At 69.2% G+C, this 20091-nt stretch carries 17 protein-coding genes and 2 tRNA genes; 13 read left to right on the top strand and 6 right to left on the bottom strand.

The window, feature by feature from the left end; all coding sequences use genetic code 11:
• The gene (locus ACIBCK_RS04560) at positions 1 to 1353 is read right to left on the bottom strand and encodes an FAD-binding oxidoreductase (protein ID WP_399386642.1); all 1353 of its coding nucleotides are present in this window, start codon (positions 1351 to 1353) and stop codon (positions 1 to 3) included.
• A gap of 169 nt (positions 1354 to 1522) precedes the next feature.
• Complete coding sequence (locus ACIBCK_RS04555) at positions 1523 to 2995, bottom strand: amino acid permease (RefSeq protein ID WP_399386640.1); 1473 nt, start codon at positions 2993 to 2995, stop codon at positions 1523 to 1525.
• Positions 2996 to 3169: 174 nt separating this feature from the next.
• On the opposite strand from ACIBCK_RS04555, the gene ACIBCK_RS04550 reads away from it, so the two are divergent.
• The 3 genes from ACIBCK_RS04550 to ACIBCK_RS04540 all read left to right on the top strand — a co-directional run bounded on the left by ACIBCK_RS04550 (position 3170) and on the right by ACIBCK_RS04540 (position 4844).
• The gene (locus ACIBCK_RS04550) at positions 3170 to 3655 is read left to right on the top strand and encodes a ribose-5-phosphate isomerase (RefSeq protein ID WP_399386638.1); all 486 of its coding nucleotides are present in this window, start codon (positions 3170 to 3172) and stop codon (positions 3653 to 3655) included.
• A gap of 110 nt (positions 3656 to 3765) precedes the next feature.
• Positions 3766 to 4611, top strand: a complete 846-nt coding sequence (locus ACIBCK_RS04545; protein ID WP_399386636.1) for an Fpg/Nei family DNA glycosylase — start codon at positions 3766 to 3768, stop codon at positions 4609 to 4611.
• A gap of 2 nt (positions 4612 to 4613) precedes the next feature.
• The gene (locus ACIBCK_RS04540; RefSeq protein ID WP_367041902.1) at positions 4614 to 4844 is read left to right on the top strand and encodes a superinfection immunity protein; all 231 of its coding nucleotides are present in this window, start codon (positions 4614 to 4616) and stop codon (positions 4842 to 4844) included.
• Here the strand turns inward: ACIBCK_RS04540 and ACIBCK_RS04535 are convergent.
• Positions 4841 to 6070, bottom strand: coding sequence for a GNAT family N-acetyltransferase (locus ACIBCK_RS04535; protein WP_399386634.1), 1230 nt, complete (start codon positions 6068 to 6070; stop codon positions 4841 to 4843). The two genes, ACIBCK_RS04540 and ACIBCK_RS04535, sit on opposite strands and share 4 nt — an antisense overlap.
• A 129-nt stretch (positions 6071 to 6199) precedes the next feature.
• Between ACIBCK_RS04535 and ACIBCK_RS04530 the strand changes: the two genes are divergently transcribed.
• On the top strand, positions 6200 to 7360 hold the full coding sequence (locus ACIBCK_RS04530; protein ID WP_399386632.1) for a PP2C family protein-serine/threonine phosphatase: 1161 nt from the start codon (positions 6200 to 6202) through the stop codon (positions 7358 to 7360).
• On the opposite strand, the gene ACIBCK_RS04525 is transcribed toward ACIBCK_RS04530, so the two are convergent.
• Positions 7346 to 8527: a cation:proton antiporter gene (locus ACIBCK_RS04525; RefSeq protein WP_399386630.1), complete on the bottom strand. Its 1182-nt coding sequence runs from the start codon at positions 8525 to 8527 to the stop codon at positions 7346 to 7348. The two genes, ACIBCK_RS04530 and ACIBCK_RS04525, sit on opposite strands and share 15 nt — an antisense overlap.
• A 314-nt stretch (positions 8528 to 8841) precedes the next feature.
• On the opposite strand from ACIBCK_RS04525, the gene ACIBCK_RS04520 reads away from it, so the two are divergent.
• The 3 genes from ACIBCK_RS04520 (at position 8842) to ACIBCK_RS04510 (ending at position 12833) form a co-directional block, all read left to right on the top strand.
• Positions 8842 to 9636, top strand: coding sequence for an ABC transporter ATP-binding protein (locus ACIBCK_RS04520; protein ID WP_399386628.1), 795 nt, complete (start codon positions 8842 to 8844; stop codon positions 9634 to 9636).
• Between the two features lie 80 nt (positions 9637 to 9716).
• Entirely contained in the window at positions 9717 to 12179 is a 2463-nt protein-coding gene (locus tag ACIBCK_RS04515; protein WP_399386627.1) for an FtsX-like permease family protein, read from the top strand.
• 192 nt (positions 12180 to 12371) lie between these two features.
• The gene (locus ACIBCK_RS04510) at positions 12372 to 12833 is read left to right on the top strand and encodes an HD domain-containing protein (RefSeq protein WP_399386626.1); all 462 of its coding nucleotides are present in this window, start codon (positions 12372 to 12374) and stop codon (positions 12831 to 12833) included.
• Here ACIBCK_RS04510 and ACIBCK_RS04505 read toward each other — a convergent pair.
• Positions 12830 to 14092, bottom strand: coding sequence for an acyltransferase family protein (locus ACIBCK_RS04505; protein WP_399386625.1), 1263 nt, complete (start codon positions 14090 to 14092; stop codon positions 12830 to 12832). The genes ACIBCK_RS04510 and ACIBCK_RS04505 overlap by 4 nt on opposite strands.
• A 640-nt stretch (positions 14093 to 14732) precedes the next feature.
• On the opposite strand from ACIBCK_RS04505, the gene ACIBCK_RS04500 reads away from it, so the two are divergent.
• Positions 14733 to 14927, top strand: a complete 195-nt coding sequence (locus ACIBCK_RS04500; protein ID WP_160505028.1) for a hypothetical protein — start codon at positions 14733 to 14735, stop codon at positions 14925 to 14927.
• Positions 14928 to 15016: 89 nt separating this feature from the next.
• Here the strand turns inward: ACIBCK_RS04500 and ACIBCK_RS04495 are convergent.
• Positions 15017 to 15087: transfer RNA gene (locus ACIBCK_RS04495), tRNA-Gly, on the bottom strand.
• A 159-nt stretch (positions 15088 to 15246) separates the two neighbouring features.
• Between ACIBCK_RS04495 and ACIBCK_RS04490 the strand changes: the two genes are divergently transcribed.
• The 5 genes from ACIBCK_RS04490 (at position 15247) to clpX (ending at position 20033) form a co-directional block, all read left to right on the top strand.
• Positions 15247 to 15323, top strand: a tRNA-Pro gene (locus ACIBCK_RS04490).
• 137 nt (positions 15324 to 15460) lie between these two features.
• The gene (gene tig, locus ACIBCK_RS04485) at positions 15461 to 16840 is read left to right on the top strand and encodes a trigger factor (RefSeq protein ID WP_399386623.1); all 1380 of its coding nucleotides are present in this window, start codon (positions 15461 to 15463) and stop codon (positions 16838 to 16840) included.
• 400 nt (positions 16841 to 17240) lie between these two features.
• Positions 17241 to 17846 carry an ATP-dependent Clp protease proteolytic subunit gene (locus tag ACIBCK_RS04480; protein ID WP_202122057.1) on the top strand — a complete coding sequence of 202 codons (606 nt, stop codon included), beginning with the start codon at positions 17241 to 17243 and terminating at the stop codon, positions 17844 to 17846.
• Between the two features lie 61 nt (positions 17847 to 17907).
• Positions 17908 to 18588 carry an ATP-dependent Clp protease proteolytic subunit gene (locus tag ACIBCK_RS04475; RefSeq protein ID WP_363211198.1) on the top strand — a complete coding sequence of 227 codons (681 nt, stop codon included), beginning with the start codon at positions 17908 to 17910 and terminating at the stop codon, positions 18586 to 18588.
• A gap of 155 nt (positions 18589 to 18743) precedes the next feature.
• The gene (gene clpX / locus ACIBCK_RS04470) at positions 18744 to 20033 is read left to right on the top strand and encodes an ATP-dependent Clp protease ATP-binding subunit ClpX (RefSeq protein ID WP_399386621.1); all 1290 of its coding nucleotides are present in this window, start codon (positions 18744 to 18746) and stop codon (positions 20031 to 20033) included.
• Positions 20034 to 20091 lie beyond the last annotated feature (58 nt).

The raw sequence follows: 20091 nt of genomic DNA, 5'->3' as shown, positions 1-20091 counted from the left end.
TCAACCGGCGTTCCCCACGCCGTAGTTCCGCCTGAAGAGGTTCGCCGGGTCGTACGTGGCCTTCAGCTCGGCGAGCCTCTTTCGCGTACCGGCGTCGTACAGACCGTCGCCTGTGTCTTGAGACGCGCCCCGGTCCCCGGCGCCGAACGCGAAGTTGAGCAGCCGCCCCTCACCCGCGAACAGCTCGAACGCCCGCTCCTGCACGGCCCGCACGGCGTCGAGACTCGTTCCCTCCAGCGGCGAGAGCACTCCCACCACCCACCCCGCGTCCCGGTAGGGCACCGCGTTCCCCGCGGGCTTCGCAAGGGCACCGCCCAGCTGCTTGATCTGGACGACGTGCATCTTCTCGGCGTCCGGACCGGTCATCGTCAGGAGCTCACTCGCCGCCGCGAGATCCAGCTCGCCCTCCACCAGCACGCTGTCCCCGCAGTAGGAGTGCGGGAAGTCGGGGTCGCTGTGGATCGTGTGGCTCTCGGTGTACGGCATCTCCCGCATCGAGTCCGACACGGCGGGCCCGATCTCCCGCAGCGGCGCCACGAGCCGTTCGCCCTCCGCCGCGGAGCCCGTCCAGGCGACCCGGACCGTGACGAGGTAGCGGCCCCGCAGAGGGGGCGGCAGCTGCGGCATGTCCGGGTAGACGAGGGCCGCCACCGACGAGGTCAGCTCCTCCGGCACCGTCCGCGTCCACGCCTCGTACGCCCGCAGGATGCTGCCGGGGTCGACCTCACGGCCGTCGAAGTCGATCGCCCCGCCGTAGACCCGCGCCACCGGCACGAGACCGATCTCCAGGGCCGTCACTACCCCGAGGTTCGCGCCGCCGCCCAGCAGCCCCCAGAAGAGCTCGGGCTCGCTGTGAGCCGTGACGTGCCGCAGAGTGCCGTCCGCCGTCACGACGTCGAGCCACCGGACGTGGTCGGCCGCGTACCCGAACTCCCGTGCCAGGATGCCGAGTCCACCACCCAGCGTGTACGAGACGGCGCCCACACCCGGCGCCGAACCGTTCAGCGGGGCGAGCCCGTACGCCGCCGCGGCCTCGATGACCTGACCCCAGCGGACACCCGCCCCGACGGTGACCGTGCGCGCGTCGGCATCCACCCGGACGGAGTCCATCCGCCGGGTGCTGATCAGTACGCCACCGTCCGACGAGCCCGGAAGCCCGTGCCCGGTGGCCTGGACGCCGACGGGCAGACCCGCCTGCGCGGCGTAAGACACGGCGGCGACGACGTCATCGGCGCCGACGGCCCCGAACACGATCGCGGGCCGCTGCGTGAACCCGGTCTGGAATCCGGCGATCTCCTCGCCGTACCCGTCGTCGCCGGGCCGGAACACGAGTCGCTGAGCGGTGAAGTCCACGGTGATCCTCCAAGAAGCGCTGCTGACGCACAGAGCTTCCCGGCAAAACCTGACATCCGCCGTCAAGTTTTCGCAGCAGCCTTCGCGAACGGGCCGCCCGGAACGCGCGCACCCCCCGACGGTGGCGGGCGCGTCTGCCGCGCCACCGTCGGGGGGTGGAGGGAAGCTGCTAGGCGTCCACCGAGTCGGTGGTGGCAGCGGACTCCGCCGCGTCGCGGGGCCGCACCTTCTCGCGTACCAGGGAGAAGACGACCACGAACGCCGCCGCGAGCAGCGAGAGAAGGACCTGTTTGCGTCCGGTCTCGTCGGTCAGCATGTAGACCAGCACGAACGAGATCATCGCGATCGTGACCCAGGTCAGGTACGGGAAGAGCCACATCTTCACGACGAGCTTCTCCGGCTGCTCGCGCAGGATGATCCCGCGCATCCGCAGCTGCGTGAACGCGATCATCAGCCAGACGAACAGGGCCACCGCGCCCGACGAGTTCAGCAGGAAGTCGAAGACGGTGTCCTTCCACTGGTAGTTGAACCAGACGGCGACGAAGCCGAAGACGACGGACCCGAGGATCGCGGTCTGCGGCACACCACGCTTGTTGGTGCGCGCGAAGGACTTCGGCGCGTCACCGCGCTGGCCGAGCGAGAACGCCATACGAGAAGCGGTGTAGAGACCGGAGTTGAGGCAGGAGAGCACGGCCGTCAGGACGATGACGTTCATGACCTGGCCGGCGTGCGGGATGCCGATCGAGTTCAGCGCGGCGACGTACGAGCCGTCCTTGACGATCGACTTGTCGTTCCACGGAAGCAGCGTGATGACGACGAAGATCGAGCCCAGGTAGAAGACACCGATACGCCAGATGACGCTGTTGGTGGCCTTGGTGACGGCGCGCTGCGGGTCCTCGGACTCACCGGCGGCCAGCGTGACGATCTCGGAGCCCATGAACGAGAAGACGACCATCAGCACACCCGTGAGGATCGCGCCCGCACCCTGCGGCATGAATCCGCCCGCGTCGGTGAGGTGCGCGAATCCGGCGCCGGGGTTGTCGGAGCCGGGCAGCACGCCGAAGACGGCGAGCAGGCCGATGATCACGAAGCCGCCGATGGCGACGACCTTGATCCCGGCGAACCAGAACTCGAACTCGCCGTAGGAGCCGACCGAGACGAGGTTCGTCGCGGTGAGCACCACCATCACGATGAGCGCCCAGCCCCACTGCGGGACGGCCGGTATCCATCCGTTGAGGATGACGGCGCCTGCGGTGGCCTCCACCGCGAGCACGACGACCCAGAAGAACCAGTAGAGCCAGCCGATGGAGAAACCGGCCCAGCGGCCGAGCGCCTGGTCCGCGTAGGTGGAGAAGGAGCCGGAGGTGGGCCGTGCGGCGGCCATCTCGCCGAGCATCCGCATCACGAGGACGACCATCGTGCCGACGAGGGCGTACGACACGAGGATGGCGGGCCCGGCGGCGGCGATGCCGGAGCTGGAGCCGACGAAGAGTCCCGCTCCGATGACACCGCCGATGGCGATCATGGAGAGGTGGCGGTTCTTCAGCCCGGCCTGCAGGCCGTCACCGGTGTCTCCAGACTGCGAATCCCCAGGATCGGCGGGGTTGCGGTCTGCCTTCGCAAGGGAGGGTTGCGAGGTCATGGACGAATCCTTAAGTTCTCGGGTCACGAGCCCCCGCATTCAAACTCAGGGGTGTACGTGACGGAAGTCCTGACTCCGGATCGTGATATTCCGGCCCGATGGCCCAGACCTTGGTGACCAAGGTCCTGCCCCCGGACGCCGCTACCCGCCCCGTGACGTGCCACACTCAGTCGCATGCGCGTGTACCTCGGCTCGGATCATGCCGGCTACGAACTGAAGAACCACCTGGTCGAGTGGCTCAAGAGCCACGGCCATGAGCCCGTCGACTGCGGGCCCCACATCTACGACGCCCAGGACGACTACCCCCCCTTCTGCCTCCGCGCCGCGGAGAAGACGGCGGCGGACCCCGAGTCGCTCGGCATCGTGATCGGGGGCTCCGGCAACGGCGAGCAGATCGCCGCGAACAAGGTGAAGGGGGTGCGTGCCGCCCTCGCCTGGAGCGAGCAGACGGCCGCGCTCGGGCGTGAGCACAACGACGCGAACGTGGTGTCGATCGGCGGCCGGATGCACTCGCGGGAAGAGGCGACGAAGTTCGTCGAGATCTTCCTGTCGACGCCGTACTCGGGTGAAGAGCGTCACACTCGGCGGATCGACATGCTGTCGGCGTACGAGACCACGGGTGAGCTGCCCCCGATCCCGGCACACCACCCGCAGCAGTAGCGAGGCCACGGGGGTTCCACGGACGCCGGACGGGCTGGACTTCCAGCCCGTCCGGCGTTTGAGGACGAGCCCTGAAGGCGATCTTGCCGCACCCACCCCCGGAGGGACCCGTGCCGGAAGGGCACACCATTCACCGCCTCGCGGAGGACCACCGCGCCCGCTTCGAACGCCGCGGCCCTCTGAAGATCACCAGCCCCCAGGGCAAGTTCTCCGACAGCGCGGCCCTGCTCGACGGTCAGGAGATGGACACCGCCGAAGCCCACGGCAAGCACCTCTTCCTCGGCTTCGCGGACACCGGCTGGATCCACATCCACCTCGGCCTCTTCGGCAAGTACGCCCTCGGCGAGACCCCGGCCCCGCCCCCCACGGACACCGTCCGCCTGCGGCTCCTGAACGACGCGTACCACTCCGACCTCCGCGGCCCCACGACCTGCGCCCTGATCACGGACGAGGAGAAGCAGGCGATACACGCCCGGCTCGGCCCCGACCCCCTCCGGGCGGCGGACGACCCGGAGAAGGCCTACCACCGCATCTCCCGCAGCCGCACCACCATCGCCGCCCTCCTCATGGACCAGAAGGTCGTCGCGGGCGTCGGCAACGTCTACCGCGCGGAGGTCCTCTTCCGGCACGGCATCGACCCGTACACCCTGGGCAAGGACATCAAGCCCGCCCTGTGGACGGCGATCTGGGAGGACCTGGTCGCCCTGATGCGCGAGGGCGTACGCCTCAATCGCATCGACACCGTCCGGCCCGAACACACGCCGGAGGCGATGGGCCGTCCGCCGCGCGTGGACGACCACGGCGGCGAGGTGTACGTGTACCGCAGGGCCACGATGCCCTGTCACATCTGTGGCGGCGAGATCCGCACCGCCGATCTCGCCGCCCGCAATCTCTTCTGGTGCCCGAAGTGCCAGCGGCCCCGCCGGCCGAGCCGGCCCCGACGAAAGAGCGGCTGACCATGTTCACCGGCATCGGCCTACTGGGCGCCACCCTGTTCGCGCTGGTCAGCCTGGCGCTCTTCCTCCTGCCGTCCCTCATCGCCTTCAACCGGGGCATCGACAACCGCTGGCTCGTCCTGGTCGTCAACCTCGTGCTCGGCGTCTCCGTCATCGGCTGGCTGCTAGCCCTGTATCTGGCCACGCGCAAGGCCAAGGCAGCGCTGCCGGGCCCGCCCGGAGCCCCCGGCTAGAACCCGTGCGGCAGCCACGGCGCCACGTCCGAGCCGAAGGCCAGTGCCGCCTCGGTCAGGGCGCCGGGCCGCAGTTCCCGTACCCGGCCCGCGGCCGCCAGTGACGTCAGGGACACGCCGCCGAGGTAGGCCGAGCCCAAGTCCCGTACGGACAGGGCGAGATCGGCGTCGTCGTCGGTGCGCTCGCAGGTCGCGCCCTTCAGGTCGCCCGTCAGCCGCCAACGGCCCGCGTTCCAGGAGCAGAAGGCGTCCTCGACGTCAAGGACCACGTTCACCGGCGTCCGGTAGGTGCGCGCCTCCAGCGCCGCCGCCACCTCCACCAGGCGTACGTGGAGCGAGTCCCGCACCTGGATCCGGCAGCGCCGCAGGTCCGAGACGAGGTGGAACACCGCGTCGTCCGTCGGGCGGCTGTGCGCCTCGACCGTCGACGTCAGGTCGATGCCGAAGAGGAACCGCCACAGCGCCGCGGACGCCGCCGGGTCGTCGGCCTCCAGATCACGCAGCCGGACCGTGCCCTTGGGGCCCGCCATGTCCCAGTCGGGTTTCACCTGGAAGCGCGCGTACCCCACGAGCTCCCCGTCGCGCTCGGCGACCACGCACTGCAGCGGCGATGCGCCGTGCCGCTCGCTCTCCGGGTCGAGCAGGCCGAGCCGCTCCCAGCCCGGCTGCCTGGCCAGCATTCCCGGCCGCTCGCTCACCCGGCGCGCGTACAGCTCCTCGCACGCCTCGTGGACGTCGGCGGGCTTGGCGTAGCGCAGCCCTACGTCATCCGTACCGGGCGGCGCCGACAGGCTCACGCGTGAGGTGTCGATCTCGGCCTTCGCCGCGAACGTCGCCGCGCCGTACCCGAACCGGCCGTAGATGGCGGGTTCGGAGGCCGTGAGCACGGCCAGGAACTCGCCCTTCGCGCGGACGTCGTCGAGCTGGCGCCGCATCATCGACGTCAGGATTCCGCGCCGCCGGTGCGTCGCCGCGACGCTGACCATCGTCACACCGGCGGCGTCCACCAGGGAGCCGCCCGGCACGCAGAGGCGGAAGCTGAACGCTCCCGTCGTGCCGACGCAGGTCCCGCCCTCCCAGGTGCCGAAGAACCGGTCGAACTCGGTCAGCGCGTTCCAGAGCTCATGCTCCTCCGGCGCCTCGGCGACGCCACCGAAGGCGAGCTCCAAGGTGCCGTAGTACTCGTCCCAGTCTTCCTGGCGCAACTCCCGCAATTCCGTCGTCATATGCCATGCCTACCAGGGTGAAGCGGACAGAGCGACAGGATTTACGCGCGCCGACAGCATGCCCCTGACGGGGGACAACCGGCACCTCCCGTGCGAAGTGCCTGGCCCGGTGGATAGGGTCCGGGAGCAATGGCAGGCAGGCGTGCGGAAGCCGAGACGTTCACAGCCCGGATGAAGAAGCGGATCCACCGGGCTCGCATAGGGCTGCGCAAATCCGGGGTGGACTACTTCAGAGGCGACGGCTCGGACTGGATCGCGCTCGCCGGCCTGCTCGTCACGATCCCGGTGATCACCTTCTTCACCATCGTCAACAACGTCTGGTTCGCGCCCTCCGCGCTCGTCCTGCCCATCGTGGCGGGCGGTCTGCTGCTCCGGCCCTCCAGCCTGCTCGGCCTGTACGCGACGGCCGCCGCCGCGCTCATCGTGGAGTCCATCCAGCTGGGCCCGTACACGGAAGGGGCGTCCCGGGTCACGCCCGGCGTGGTCCTGGTGGTCGCGGCCTGCGGATTCTTCGGGCTGATCATCGCGCAGTTCCGCAGCAGGGTCGGCGTGCCGTGGCGCGGCGGCGGAACGATGCTGTTCGACCTGCGCGAACGGATCCGCGTACAGAGCAAGCTGCCGAAGCTGCCCCGCGGCTGGCACCGCGAGATGGCCCTGCGGCCCGCGGGCGGCCAGTCCTTCTCCGGCGACTTCGTGGTCGCGGCCCGCACGAACGGCGGCCGCACCCTGGAGGTCGTCCTCACGGACGTCTCCGGCAAGGGCATGGACGCGGGCTCCCGCGCCCTGCTCCTGTCGGGCGCCTTCGGCGGCCTGCTCGGCTCGCTCCCGCCGCACGCGTTCCTGACCGCCGCCAACGGCTACCTCCTGCGCCAGGACTGGGACGAGGGCTTCGCGACCTCCATCCACCTGGTCCTTGACCTGGAGAGCGGCGACTACGAACTCTTCACCGCGGGCCACCCGCCGGGCCTCCAGCTCAGCGCGGGCAACGGCCGCTGGGAGCAGATGGCCGCCGAGGGGCCGCTCCTCGGGGTGTACGACGGGGCGCAGTTCGACCCGGTGAAGGGCTCCCTGCGCCCCGGCGACGTCCTGATGCTCTTCACGGACGGCCTCGTCGAGACCTCCGACCGCGACATCAGCGAGGGCATCGACCGCCTCACCGGGGAAGCCGACCGCTATGTGGCGGGCGGCTTCCACGGCGCCGCGTGGCATCTGATCGAGGCGGTGGCGAAGGACGTGAACGACGACCGGGCGCTGCTCCTGATCTGCCGGGAGCCGTCAGCGGGCGCCTGACAACTCGGGCTCAGGTTCGCGCATCGGATCGCGCCCGCCCGGCAGGATGCGGGCAAGCCACTTCGAGCGTCCCGCGGCCAGCGGCCCGAGCACCGCGAGCAGCAGCACGTACCCCGCGATGAATGGCGAGAGCCGCTCGTCGAGGCCTGCGGTGGCCGCCATGGTCGCCAGGATCAGGGCGAACTCTCCGCGGGCGAGCAGGGTGGTGGAGATGTTCGCCGCGGGTCCTGCCCCGAACCCGTAGATGCGTGCTGCCCCGAGCCCCGCGAGGACGTTCATCAGCAGCGTCACGGCCACGGCGGCGAGCACCGGCCAGAGCACCGTGGGCAGGTCGCCCGGGTCGATGGAGAGGCCGAAGCCGAAGAAGAAGATCGCCCCGAACGCATCCCGCAAGGGGTGCACCAGTTTGCGGACGCGTTCGCCGGACGCCGTGCTGCCCACCATCAGGCCGACCATGAACGCGCCGATCGCGTCCGCGACCCCGAACCACTCCGAGACTCCGGCGACGAAGACGGCGGCGCCGAGGAAGGAGATGACGAGTAGTTCGTCGTCACGGGTGTCCATGAGCCGCCCGACGACCTTCGTGCCGAAGCGCGCCACGAGGGCGAGAAGCAGCAGGAAGCCGAAGGCCTTGCCGCCGTCCATGACGGCCGCGGCGAGGCTGTCGGCGCCGGACAGGACCGGCTGCAGCGCCGCCAGATAGAGCGCCAGGAAGATGTCCTCGACGACGATGATGCCGAGGATCGGCTTCGTCTCCGGATTGCCGAGCCGTCCGGTGTCGACGAGCACCTTGGTGACGATCGCCGACGACGAGATGCCGAGCACCCCGGCGAGGACCAGAGCCTCGGAGGTGCCCCAGCCGAGGGCGAATCCGAAGCCGAGGCCCGCGCCGACGTTCAGCGCGAGATACGTCCCTCCGGCGAGGGCCATCTTGCGGCCGCCCGTCTTGAGGTCGTCCATGTGGAACTCGAGGCCCAGGTAGAAGAGCAGCAGCACCAGGCCGAGCGCCGAGAGCATCTCCAGGTCGTGGGGGTCGGAGAGCAGGACCACGCCGGGAGTGTGGGGGCCGAGGAGGATCCCGGCCAGGATGAAGAGCGGAATGGTGGGGAGTCCGATGCGGCCGCCCAGACGGGCGAGCACGGCGGCGGCGAGAAAGGCGCCGCCCATGGCTATCAGGGTGTCTGCGTGTCCGATGGGCCCGTTCCTCCTGGTGGTCGGCGACGCACCCACCGCATCCGAATAGCAAAGGGCGCGTCAAGAACGCGTCAATAGTTAGCTTACCAAACGATTGACGGAGCAACCTTTGACGACCGGTGGTGGGGTTCTCCCCACCCCAGGTCCGCCGGGGACCCTCATGGTTCACAGCACCCCGAATCCGTACGTTCGAGATATCGATCAGGGCGTACGGACGGAAGGTGGACGAAGCCATGGGGCTGCGGCGCAAAAGGCGAACCGGCGAGGGCAGTTCGGCGGTGCCACCGATGCCCCCGACGCCCCCGCTCCCCGGCGAGGCACCCCGCGGCGCCGACTGGGCCGTCGAACTGCACGGCGTGCGCCGCAGGTACGGCAGGGGATCCGGCGCCGTGCACGCCCTCAGCGGCATCGATCTCGCCCTGGAGCGCGGCAGCTTCACCGCCGTCATGGGGCCTTCGGGCTCCGGCAAGTCCACGTTCCTGCAGTGCGCCGCCGGACTCGATCGCCCGAGCGAGGGCACGGTGCGCCTGGGCGGCACGGAGATCACGTCCATGAGCGAGAACAAGCTGACCGCGCTGCGCCGCACCCGCCTCGGCTTCGTCTTCCAGGCCTTCAACCTGCTGCCCTCGCTGACCGCCGAGCAGAACGTCGTCCTGCCGATGCGCCTCGCGGGCCACCGCCCCGACCGCCGCAGGGCCGCCGATGTCCTGGCCCGCGTCGGCCTCGGCCCCGACAAGCGCAAGCGCCGCCCCGGAGAACTCTCCGGCGGCCAGCAGCAGCGCGTCGCCATCGCCCGCGCCCTGGTCACGAACCCGGACGTGATCTTCGCCGACGAGCCGACCGGCGCCCTGGACACCACCACGGCCGCCGAGATCCTCACCCTGCTCCGCTCGGCCGTCGACGGCATGGGCGCCACGGTCGTCATGGTCACCCACGATCCCGCTGCCGCGGCTTATGCGGACCGGGTGTTGTTCCTCGCCGACGGCGCGATCGTGGACCGCCTTGAGCGGGCATCCGCGGCCGAGATCGCTAGGCGTATGACGACCCTGACGGCTCCGGTGCACGCAGCTGCCGCGGCCTGAGTACACCCGCCGGCCGGATGTGGCTGGTCGCGCAGTTCCCCGCGCCCCTTTCGGGGCGCCCACAAACCCCGGAGAACCCGATGCCCAACGGCCTCGCCCGCGCCGCCATCCGCTTCAAACCCGCCGCCTTCGTGGGCACGTTCGTCGCGCTGATGATGGCCGCGCTGATCGTGTCCGCCTGCGGCATCCTCCTGGAGACGGGAGCGCGCGCATCGGTGCCTCCCACCCGGTACGCGAACGCCCCCGTGGTGGCCGCCGCCGACCAGCGCGCCCACTTCGTCACGGGCAGCGGTGAAAGCCGCTCCGACACGGCCACGCCACTGCCCGACCGCGCCCGGATCGACAACTCCCTGGTGAAGGCGGGTTCGGCCCCCGGAGCGCGTACCGCGGTCCCGGACGTCACCTTCCCGGTGCAGTCCGGCGGCAGGGAAGTCACCGCGCACGGCTGGGGCTCGACCGCCTTCACCGGCGAGAAACTGACCGCGGGCCGCGCCCCGCACCCCGGCGAGGTCGTCATCGCCGCGCCCGGCGCGTCCGTCGGCGAGCGCACCACGCTCACCACGGCGGACGGGCCGCGCGCCTTCCGGATCTCCGGCACCGTAGAAGCCGGGCCGGGCGCACTCACCGCCTGGTTCACCGACTCCGACGCCGTACGGCTCTCCGGCCACCCCGGCCGCATCGACGCCGTGGCCGTCCTGCCCAAGGACGGAGTCACGGACGCCGCCCTCAAGTCCCAGGTGGCGCACGCCGTCGGCGGCAAGGCGGACGTCCACACCGGCGACGACCGCAGCGAGGCCGAGGGCTCCGAACTCGCCTACGCCCAGGAGATGCTCACCGGCCTCGGAGGCTCCTTCGGCGGCATCGCCACCATGGTCGCCATGTTCACCGCGGCCGGCACCGTGGCGCTCTCCGTCGGCCAACGAGCCCGGGAGTACGCGCTGTTGCGGGCCATCGGTACGACGCCCCGCCAGATCCGCCGCACCATCGCCACGGAGGCCCTGCTCGTCGCGCCCCTCGCGGGAGCGGTGGGCGTGCTGCCCGGCATCGCCCTGGCCCGCTGGTGGTTCGGCCAGCTCAAGGACAGGGGAGCCATCCCCGAGGCCCTGGACCTGTCCATCTCGTTCATCCCGCTGGTCTCGGCGGTCGGCGTCGCCGTGCTCACCGCCCTGGTCTCCGGCTACATGGCGGCCCGCCGCCCCTCCCGCATCCGGCCGGGCCAGGCCCTGAGCGAGTCCTCCGTGGAACGCCCGCGCTTCGGCTGGATCCGTACGCCGCTGGGGATCGCGGCGGCCGTCGGCGGCTGCGTCCTCGCCGGGATCGCCTCGTCCCTGACGGGCGACGACGCGGCCAACGTGGCGCTCGGCATCGTCATGCTGTTCATGCTCGCCGTGGCCCTGCTCGGCCCGCTGGTCGCCCGCGGCTGCGCGGCCCTGTTCGGACTTCCGCTGCGCGGCGCGGGCGCGTCCGCCTCGCTGGCGGCGGCCAACTCCCGTACGAACGCCCGCCGGCTGGCCTCGGCGATCACCCCGATCGTCCTGGCGATGGCGTTCTCGTCCACGCTCGTCTTCATGCACACCAGCGAGGACCGTGTGGCCGCCGACCAGCAGCGCGAGGGCATCACCGCGGACCACATCGTCACCGCCGCGGGAGCGGGCGCGACGCCCGACGGGGTGGCGAAGGCCGGGCAGGCCCCCGGGGTCACATCAGCCGTGGGCCTGCTCAAGACCTCCGTCCTGGTGCCGGTGGGCTCGGGCGGCGACCGCTGGCTGGAGAGCGCGTCGGCCCAGGGCGTCACCGGCTCCCCCCGTGACCTGGCGAAGGTCCAGGACCTGGGCGTCAGGACGGGCACGATGGCGGCGCTCGGCAAGGGCGAGATCGCCATCGACGCGAAGCTCGCGGACTCCGCGAACGTGAGGACGGGTGAGCGGCTGGCCCTGCGGATGCCGGACGGCTCGAAGGCGACGCGGAAGGTCGTCGCCACGTACGACCGAGGCATGGGGCTCTCCCAGGTAACGCTCCCGGCGCCGGACCTGAAGGAGCACCTGACCTCGCCCTTCTCCTCGGAGATCTGGACGAGGGGCACGTCTTCGCAGACCGCCCTCACCGCCCTCACCGCCTTCGGCACCCTCCAGGACCGCGACGACTACGCCACCGCGCAGTCCACGGACCGGGCGGTCAACGCCTGGGCGAACACGGTGATGGCGGCCGTACTCGGCGGGTTCGCGGCGATCGCCGCGGTCAACACCCTGGTGATGACGGTCCTCGACCGCCGCCGCGAACTCGGCACGCTGCGCCTCATCGGCTCCACCCGGCGCCAGGTCATGCGGATGGTGCGCTGGGAGGCACTCCTGGTCGCGAGCGCGGGCATCGCGATCGGCTCGGCCATCGCACTGGCGACGCTGATCCCCATGATGAACGGCCTGACGGGCGAGTCCCCGTACATCCCACCGCTGGTCTACGGCTCGTTCGTGGCGGCGACGCTGGCCCTGGGCCTGGCGGCAACGGCTTTGCCGGCGAGGGCGGCGCTGAAGGAAAGGGCCTGAATTTTCCCCAACCCCACCCCTTCCCGAAAACCCGCTCGGCGCGGGGGCCTTGTCCTCAAACGCCGGACGGGCTGGAAATCCAGCCCGTCCGGCGTTTGAGGACGAACTCGGCGGAGCCGGTGATGACGGCACGCAAGGCCCCCGCGCCAGAGCGGGTTTTCGGGAAGGGGCGGGGTTGGGGAAGATCTCCCCATGAACCCCAGCCCCCTCCTCACCCTCCCCGAGGTAGAAGCAATCGCCCGCCAGGCCCACGCCACCCAGAAGGACAAGGCGGGCCGCCCCTACACGGAGCACCTGCAAGCCGTGGCAGAGGGAGTCGCGGCCCGAGGCGGCTCCCAGGAACAGATCGCCGCGGCCTGGCTCCACGACGCCGTCGAGGACAATGCCCTCACCGAGGAGTGGCTGCGGGACGCGCCTCTCACGCAACGTACGAAGGACATCGTGCGAGCCCTCACCAAGAGGGCGGACGAACCCCCCGAGGCCTACGCCACCCGCATCCTCGAAACCCCCGGCGCCCACCTCGTCAAGGAGGCGGACCTGGCCCACAACGCAGATCCGGCCCGCCTAGCAGAGCTAGACGGGCCGACCCGTGATCGCCTCACGGAGAAATACGCGAACATGCGCGCCCTACTGGGCGCCCGGTCGCAGCGCTAGGAGGAAGCCTTGGCCCGCTCCCGGGCCAACGCCGCGGCATCCCGCTTGAACGCCCACTCCATCTTCGGCTCCATGGCGAAACGGAACATCCGCTGCACCGGAGGCGTACAGAGAAGCGTCACCACAGCCGCGGCGATCAACGACACGAGCACCTGCCCGGCGGGCGTGTGCATCCAGTCGTACTCGTCGAACCAGCCCCAGAAGCGCGAGCCCTTGGCCAGGAAGCCGTGCAGCAGGTAGCCGTACAGCGTCCCCGCGCCGAGCACCGTGAACCACATCTTCCGACGCGGAACCCACGCGAAGAAGCACGCGGTCAGGATGGCCGAGCAGCCGAACAGCGCCAGCGTCATCACGACACCGGCCCACCACGGCGCACCCAACTCCTGTGCGCTGTCCCGGCGGTAGAACCAGGCCGACGTCATCCGCGGGCCTGCCCAGTACGCGAGAAGCAGCGCGCTCGCGAAGATCGGGATGGAGAGCAGCCGCACCTCGCGCCGCCGCACCAGCTGGAAGTACTCGGGCTTCATGAAGAGGCCGAGCACGAAGAAGGGCAGGAACTGCAGCACGCGCTGCAGGTCGAGGTCGTCGCCGATGTCCGGGGAGATCGTGGCGAGCACCGCGATGGCGAGCGCGAGCGGAATCGGCCAGCGGACCAGCTTCCACAGCGGGGTCGTCAGACGCCAGACGAAGAGCGCGACCAGGAACCAGGTGAGGTACCAGGGGTCGAGCAGACTGATCGGCTGCGTCGGATCGTTGTCCGCGTAGCGCTTGAAGAAGGTGTACGCGACTTCGAAGATGACGTACGGCACGGCGATGCCGGTCACCAGGCGCTTGAGGCGGTCGGACCGCATGTCGAAGCTGCGCGAGAAGTAACCGGAGATGAGGATGAACGCCGGCATGTGGAAGGTGTAGACGGTCATGTACAGCGCCTCTGCGGCGCGGCTGCCGTCGGTCAGCGGCTCCCAGGCGTGCGCCATCGCGACCAGGACGATCGCCAGGTACTTGGCGTTGTCGAAGAACGAGTCGCGCTGCTTGGCGGGTTGACCCGTGGATGCGGATCTGCCCGTGGAACCGAGGTGGCCCGTGGAGCCGGGGTGGCCCGTCGGGGCGGGGCGAGCGGTGGTGCCGGCCGGGGCGTGGGGAACGGTCGCGGCCATGGTGGACTGGGGGGCGCGGGGGCCTGGTACTCCGTCCGCGGGCACATGTGCCGGGGGGAGCGGCGCCCGGTGGCGGCCGTGCGGTTGAACCGAGTTCGTCACAGGCCCTCCCACCAAGAGCTCGGTGAGACGATCCTGGACCGCACTGCGCTTGCGGGGATGGTGGCAGCGTGGAACATCTGAGGCACCCTAGCGTCGCTCCTGTGTATTCGTAAAACCCCCAACTCGGCTGTCAGCTCAATCACAGACGGATCAGGGCTATTACGGTCCGGGTACCCCGGAAATCATCGAAGTCGACACGGAGATGTACAGAGATTGACCTCCTGGCACCCTTGATACAACGAGCCGGATGTCCAGTACGTCACAACTCATCCCCCTTAAACGCCGCATAACGCCCGCAGGCGACTCTGGTGGAATGTCCGATTGATCGGGTCTTTGTGGGGTCGTCGGTGTGCGGCCCGCAACAATTCGAATTTCTGACGAACGAGTTGTGTGGCAATGGAAACGATCAAGCCGAATTAGCGGCCACGCGCGGGCTTCGAATTCCCGTGCGGGGGCGCGGTGTTCATGTGCCCCAAGGGCGCCTCCGCGCGCCGCGTCCGCGCCGGGCGCGTGTCGCGTTGGCCGACGATGTGTCACCGGCCGCATAGGGAAGCCGCGTTGGTGGCACGATGGTCCTGGCGGGGGTGTGCGGGGTCGTACCCCCCGGGCCGGGGAGAGACCGACCTAGGGTGTGATCAGTGTGGCCATTTCGCTGTCAGTGGTGTTGCTGTTGGCGATCATCCTCATCGTGCTGATCCGTGGGGGATCGATCAAAGCGGGGCCCGCCATCGTCGCGGTGCTCTTCGGGTTCTTCCTCGCCTCAACCGGAATGGCCCCCTCCATAAATCGCTTCCTCAATGAGGTGGCGGAGACCATCAACTCGATCAGCTTCTGACGGCGCGGGCGGGCCGGGATCGGCGCGGTCTCGCGGGGACGCAGAAAAGCCTCCGGCCCGGTTCCGAGGAACCGGGCCGGAGGCCACAGAGCGGGTGACGGGAATCGAACCCGCGTAGCTAGTTTGGAAGACTAGTGCTCTACCATTGAGCTACACCCGCACAGCTCGCGCCACAGTACATCGAGGACTCTGCTGGTCAGCGACCGCGGCACGGCAAGCATCGTAGCGGGTCGGACGCCCTGTCCGCACACCCCGTACGTACTCGCGATTAAGCGGGCGCCGCACTGCCTGCGGGCATGTACCCTACGTGTCGCACCGACGGGGTGTGGCGCAGCTTGGTAGCGCGTCCGCTTTGGGAGCGGAAGGCCGTGGGTTCAAATCCCGCCACCCCGACCAGCAGGATCTCTTCCAGGATCTCCCTCGCAAGATCGCATTGTGGGTCGGCTCCCGCTTGCCGTTACTATGCAAGCTGTGTGCCCGTGTGTCTCTAGCCGGGCTCAATCCCAAGAAGTCAGCCCCAAGGAGACCGAACCGTGAAGAGCGCCGTGGAGACCCTGAACCCGACCCGGGTTCGGCTCACTGTTGAGGTGCCCTTCGAGGAGCTCAAGGAAAGCCTCGACGCGGCCTACAAGAAGATCAACCAGCAGGTCACGGTGAAGGGCTTCCGCAAGGGCAAGATCCCTGCCCGAGTCATCGACCAGCGGTTCGGCCGCGGCGCCGTCCTCGAAGAGGCCGTCAACGACGCGCTCCCGAAGTTCTACACCGAGGCCGTCAACGAGGCCGAGCTCAACGTCCTGGGCCAGCCCGAGGTGGACATCACCGAGCTGAAGGACAACGAGACCCTCAACTTCACCGCTGAGGTCGACATCCGTCCCGCGATCGAGATCCCGGACTACTCGGGCATCGAGGTCGAGGTGGACGCGGTCGAGGTCAGCGACGAGGACGTCGAGAAGGCCGTCGAGGAGCTCCGTGAGCGCTTCGCGTCCACCTCGCCGGTCGAGCGTGCCGCCGAGGACGGCGACGTCGTGACGCTGGACCTGGAGGCCAAGGTCGAGGGCGAGGTCCTGGAGGACGGCGTCGCGTCCGGCGTCTCCTACACGATCGGCTCCGGCGAGCTCCTCGAAGGCATCGACGAGGCCGTCAAGGGCCTGGAGGCCGGTGGCGAGGCCACCTTCACCTCCGAGCTCAAGGGCGGCTCCGCCGCGGGCAAGGAGTCCGAGGTGACCGTCAAGGTCACTCAGGTCGCCGCCCGTGAACTGCCCGCCCTGGACGACGACTTCGCGCAGCTCGCGTCGGAGTTCGACACCCTGGACGAGGTCAAGGCGGACAGCCGCAAGCGCCTCGAGAACATGAAGCAGTACGACCAGGCGACGCAGGCCCAGGAGCGCGTCCTGGAGAAGCTGCTCGAGCTGGTCGAGGTCCCCGTCCCCGAGAAGCTCCTCGCGGACGAGATCGAGACCCGCAAGCACAACCTGGTGAACCACCAGCTCGGCCAGATGGGCCTCGACCTCGCGAAGTACCTGGAGATCCAGGGCAAGACCGAGGAAGAGTTCGACGCCGAGACCAAGGAGCAGGCCGAGAAGGGCATCAAGACGCAGTTCGTCCTCGACGAGCTCGTCAACAAGGAGAAGCTGAACGTCAACCAGGAGGAGCTCACCGAGCACCTCATGCGTCGCGCGCAGTCCTCCGGCATGTCCCCCGACCAGTTCGCCCAGGCCGTCGTCGAAGGCGGCCAGGTCCCGATGCTGGTCGGCGAGGTCGCCCGCGGCAAGGCCCTCGCGGTCGTCGTGGAGGCCGCGACGGTCAAGGACACGAACGGCGAGGTCGTGGACCTCGACGACGAGGAAGAGGCTCCCGCCGAGGGCGAGCAGGCCGAGGCCTCCGAGCCCGCCGAGGAGAAGACCGAAGCCTGAGCTTCGCTCTGACGCACGTACGCAGGGCCCCCGGGACGCGAGTCCCGGGGGCCCTGCGCCTTAGGGGCGCGGGGAACTGCGCGAGCAACCCCGTACGAGCCGCACCCGCCGTGGGGCGTACCGCGGCAGTCGCGACTGCGGCCCTGCGGGGGCTGAGCGCGCAGTTCCCCGCGCCCCTTACGGGGCGCTCCCGGCGGTGTGCTACCTGCGCTCACAGCGAACAGTGAACTCTGCGGGATTCCCCGAAGGGTCCCGCGCGTTAGGGTCCATGAATACGAGGGCAGGGGAGTCCCCGAAGCCGCCCCGGAGCGGCGAGCACGCGGGGTCCCAAGCCTCAGAAGAAGACGTGAGACGGCCCGGCGCCGTCGTAAGACGAGCAGGTGGATACGTGACGAATCTGATGCCCTCCGCCGCCGGCGACCCCTCCATCGGTGGTGGCCTCGGCGACCAGGTCTACAACCGGCTGCTCGGCGAGCGGATCATCTTCCTCGGCCAGGCCGTGGACGACGACATCGCCAACAAGATCACGGCGCAGCTGCTGCTCCTTGCCGCTGAGCCGGACAAGGACATCTTCCTTTACATCAACAGCCCTGGTGGATCCATCACGGCCGGCATGGCGATCTACGACACCATGCAGTACATCCAGAACGACGTGGTGACGATCGCGATGGGCATGGCGGCCTCCATGGGCCAGTTCCTGCTCAGCGCCGGCACCCCCGGCAAGCGCTTCGCGCTGCCGAACGCCGAGATCCTGATCCACCAGCCCTCCGCAGGACTCGCGGGCTCCGCGTCGGACATCAAGATCCACGCCGAGCGTCTCCTTCTCACCAAGAAGAAGATGGCGGACCTCACCGCGTTCCACACGGGTCAGACCGTCGAGCAGGTCACCCGCGACTCGGACCGAGACCGCTGGTTCGACCCGCAGGAGGCCAAGGAGTACGGCCTCATCGACGACATCATGCCCAACGCGGCCAGCATGCCGGGCGGCGGCGGCACCGGAGCCTGAGCCTCACCGCTCAGCCCTTCGAAGCCGACTCAAGCCCACGCTCCTCAGGAGACCTACAGAGATGAAGAACTTCCCCGGCAGCGGCCTCTACGAGGGCGCCCAGGCCGAGTACACCGGCCCGAGCGCCGAGTCCCGCTACGTCATCCCGCGCTTCGTCGAGCGCACCTCGCAGGGCGTGCGCGAGTACGACCCGTACGCGAAGCTCTTCGAGGAGCGTGTGATCTTCCTCGGCGTGCAGATCGACGACGCGTCCGCCAACGACGTCATGGCGCAGCTCCTGTGCCTGGAGTCGATGGACCCCGACCGTGACATCTCGATCTACATCAACAGCCCCGGTGGCTCCTTCACGGCGCTCACGGCCATCTACGACACGATGCAGTTCGTGAAGCCCGACGTGCAGACGGTCTGCATGGGCCAGGCCGCGTCCGCCGCCGCCGTGCTCCTCGCGGCCGGTACGCCGGGCAAGCGCATGGCGCTCCCGAACGCGCGCGTCCTGATCCACCAGCCCTACAGCGAGACGGGCCGGGGTCAGGTCTCCGACCTGGAGATCGCCGCGAACGAGATCCTCCGGATGCGCTCGCAGCTCGAGGAGATGCTGGCCAAGCACTCCACGACGCCGATCGAGAAGATCCGCGACGACATCGAGCGCGACAAGATCCTCACTGCCGAGGACGCGCTGGCGTACGGCCTGGTCGACCAGATCATCTCCACCCGGAAGATGAACAACTCCTCGGTCGTCTGACGCAGCGCTGTAGCATCTGCCGTTCCCTGGCACGGTTCACGTCAAAGTGAACCGTGCCAAGGGGGGCCCGAACGGGGGGCCGGGCAAGGTACCGTCAGATAGAGGCACCAGGAGTCGCTGAACGTGGCGTCTCCCAGGCGAAGGGGAAGCACCTCGTGGCACGCATCGGTGACGGCGGCGATCTGCTCAAGTGCTCGTTCTGCGGGAAGAGTCAGAAGCAGGTCAAGAAGCTCATCGCAGGTCCCGGTGTGTACATCTGCGATGAGTGCATCGACCTCTGCAACGAGATCATCGAGGAAGAGCTCGCGGAGACGAGCGAGGTGCGCTGGGAGGAACTCCCCAAGCCTCGCGAGATCTACGAATTCCTCGAGGGGTACGTCGTGGGCCAGGAGCCCGCGAAGAAAGCCCTCTCGGTAGCGGTCTACAACCACTACAAGCGGGTCCAGGCCGGGGAGACCGGCGGCGCACAGGGCCGTGACGACGCGATCGAACTCGCCAAGTCCAACATCCTGCTGCTCGGCCCGACCGGCTCCGGCAAGACGCTGCTCGCGCAGACGCTCGCGCGCATGCTGAACGTCCCGTTCGCCATCGCGGACGCGACGGCGCTCACGGAGGCCGGCTATGTCGGCGAGGACGTCGAGAACATCCTCCTGAAGCTCATCCAGGCCGCTGACTACGACGTCAAGAAGGCCGAGACGGGCATCATCTACATCGACGAGATCGACAAGGTGGCTCGCAAGAGCGAGAACCCCTCGATCACGCGCGATGTGTCGGGTGAAGGCGTCCAGCAGGCCCTGCTGAAGATCCTGGAGGGCACGACGGCCTCCGTCCCGCCGCAGGGCGGCCGCAAGCATCCGCACCAGGAGTTCATCCAGATCGACACGACGAACGTGCTCTTCATCGTGGGCGGCGCGTTCGCCGGCCTGGAGAAGATCATCGAGTCGCGGGCAGGCGCGAAGGGCATCGGCTTCGGCGCCACGATCCACTCCAAGCGCGAGCTCCAGGAGAAGGACCGGTTCGAGGACATCATGCCGGAGGACCTGGTGAAGTTCGGGATGATCCCGGAGTTCATCGGCCGCCTCCCCGTGATCACCTCGGTCCACAACCTGGACCGCGAGGCCCTGCTCCAGATCCTGGTGGAGCCGCGCAACGCACTCGTGAAGCAGTACCAACGCCTGTTCGAACTCGACGGCGTGGAGCTGGACTTCGAGCGTGAGGCCCTGGAGGCCATCGCCGACCAGGCGATCCTGCGCCAGACCGGCGCGCGAGGGCTGCGGGCCATCATGGAGGAAGTCCTCCAGTCGGTGATGTACGAGGTCCCGTCCCGCAAGGACGTGGCCCGTGTGGTCATCACGGCGGACGTCGTTCACTCGAACGTGAACCCGACCCTGGTGCCGCGTGACGCGCGGGGTCCGGGGTCTGGGGGCGAGCAGAAGTCCGCGTAGCTTCCAGGACTACGTGACGTACGTGAGAGGGGCGCCCGGCGATCCGATCGCCGGGCGC

The sequence above is a fragment of the Streptomyces sp. NPDC051218 genome (genome assembly GCF_044455475.1).
GTDB lineage: Bacteria > Actinomycetota > Actinomycetes > Streptomycetales > Streptomycetaceae > Streptomyces.
The sequence above is the reverse complement of the archived record's forward strand: the minus strand, read 5'-3'. Positions and strand labels throughout refer to the sequence as shown.

Bases quoted from the DNA above. Each gene is read 5' to 3' on its own strand.
- ACIBCK_RS04550 (WP_399386638.1), top strand. From the start codon at position 3,170: ATGCGCGTGTACCTCGGCTCGGATCATGCCGGCTACGAACTGAAGAAC.
- ACIBCK_RS04510 (WP_399386626.1), top strand. From the start codon at position 12,372: ATGAACCCCAGCCCCCTCCTCACCCTCCCCGAGGTAGAAGCAATCGCC.
- ACIBCK_RS04515 (WP_399386627.1), top strand. From the start codon at position 9,717: ATGCCCAACGGCCTCGCCCGCGCCGCCATCCGCTTCAAACCCGCCGCC.
- ACIBCK_RS04540 (WP_367041902.1), top strand. From the start codon at position 4,614: ATGTTCACCGGCATCGGCCTACTGGGCGCCACCCTGTTCGCGCTGGTC.
- ACIBCK_RS04520 (WP_399386628.1), top strand. From the start codon at position 8,842: ATGCCCCCGACGCCCCCGCTCCCCGGCGAGGCACCCCGCGGCGCCGAC.
- ACIBCK_RS04525 (WP_399386630.1), bottom strand. From the start codon at position 8,527: ATGGGCGGCGCCTTTCTCGCCGCCGCCGTGCTCGCCCGTCTGGGCGGC.
- ACIBCK_RS04535 (WP_399386634.1), bottom strand. From the start codon at position 6,070: ATGACGACGGAATTGCGGGAGTTGCGCCAGGAAGACTGGGACGAGTAC.
- ACIBCK_RS04555 (WP_399386640.1), bottom strand. From the start codon at position 2,995: ATGACCTCGCAACCCTCCCTTGCGAAGGCAGACCGCAACCCCGCCGAT.
- ACIBCK_RS04475 (WP_363211198.1), top strand. From the start codon at position 17,908: ATGAAGAACTTCCCCGGCAGCGGCCTCTACGAGGGCGCCCAGGCCGAG.
- ACIBCK_RS04530 (WP_399386632.1), top strand. From the start codon at position 6,200: ATGGCAGGCAGGCGTGCGGAAGCCGAGACGTTCACAGCCCGGATGAAG.
- ACIBCK_RS04480 (WP_202122057.1), top strand. From the start codon at position 17,241: ATGCCCTCCGCCGCCGGCGACCCCTCCATCGGTGGTGGCCTCGGCGAC.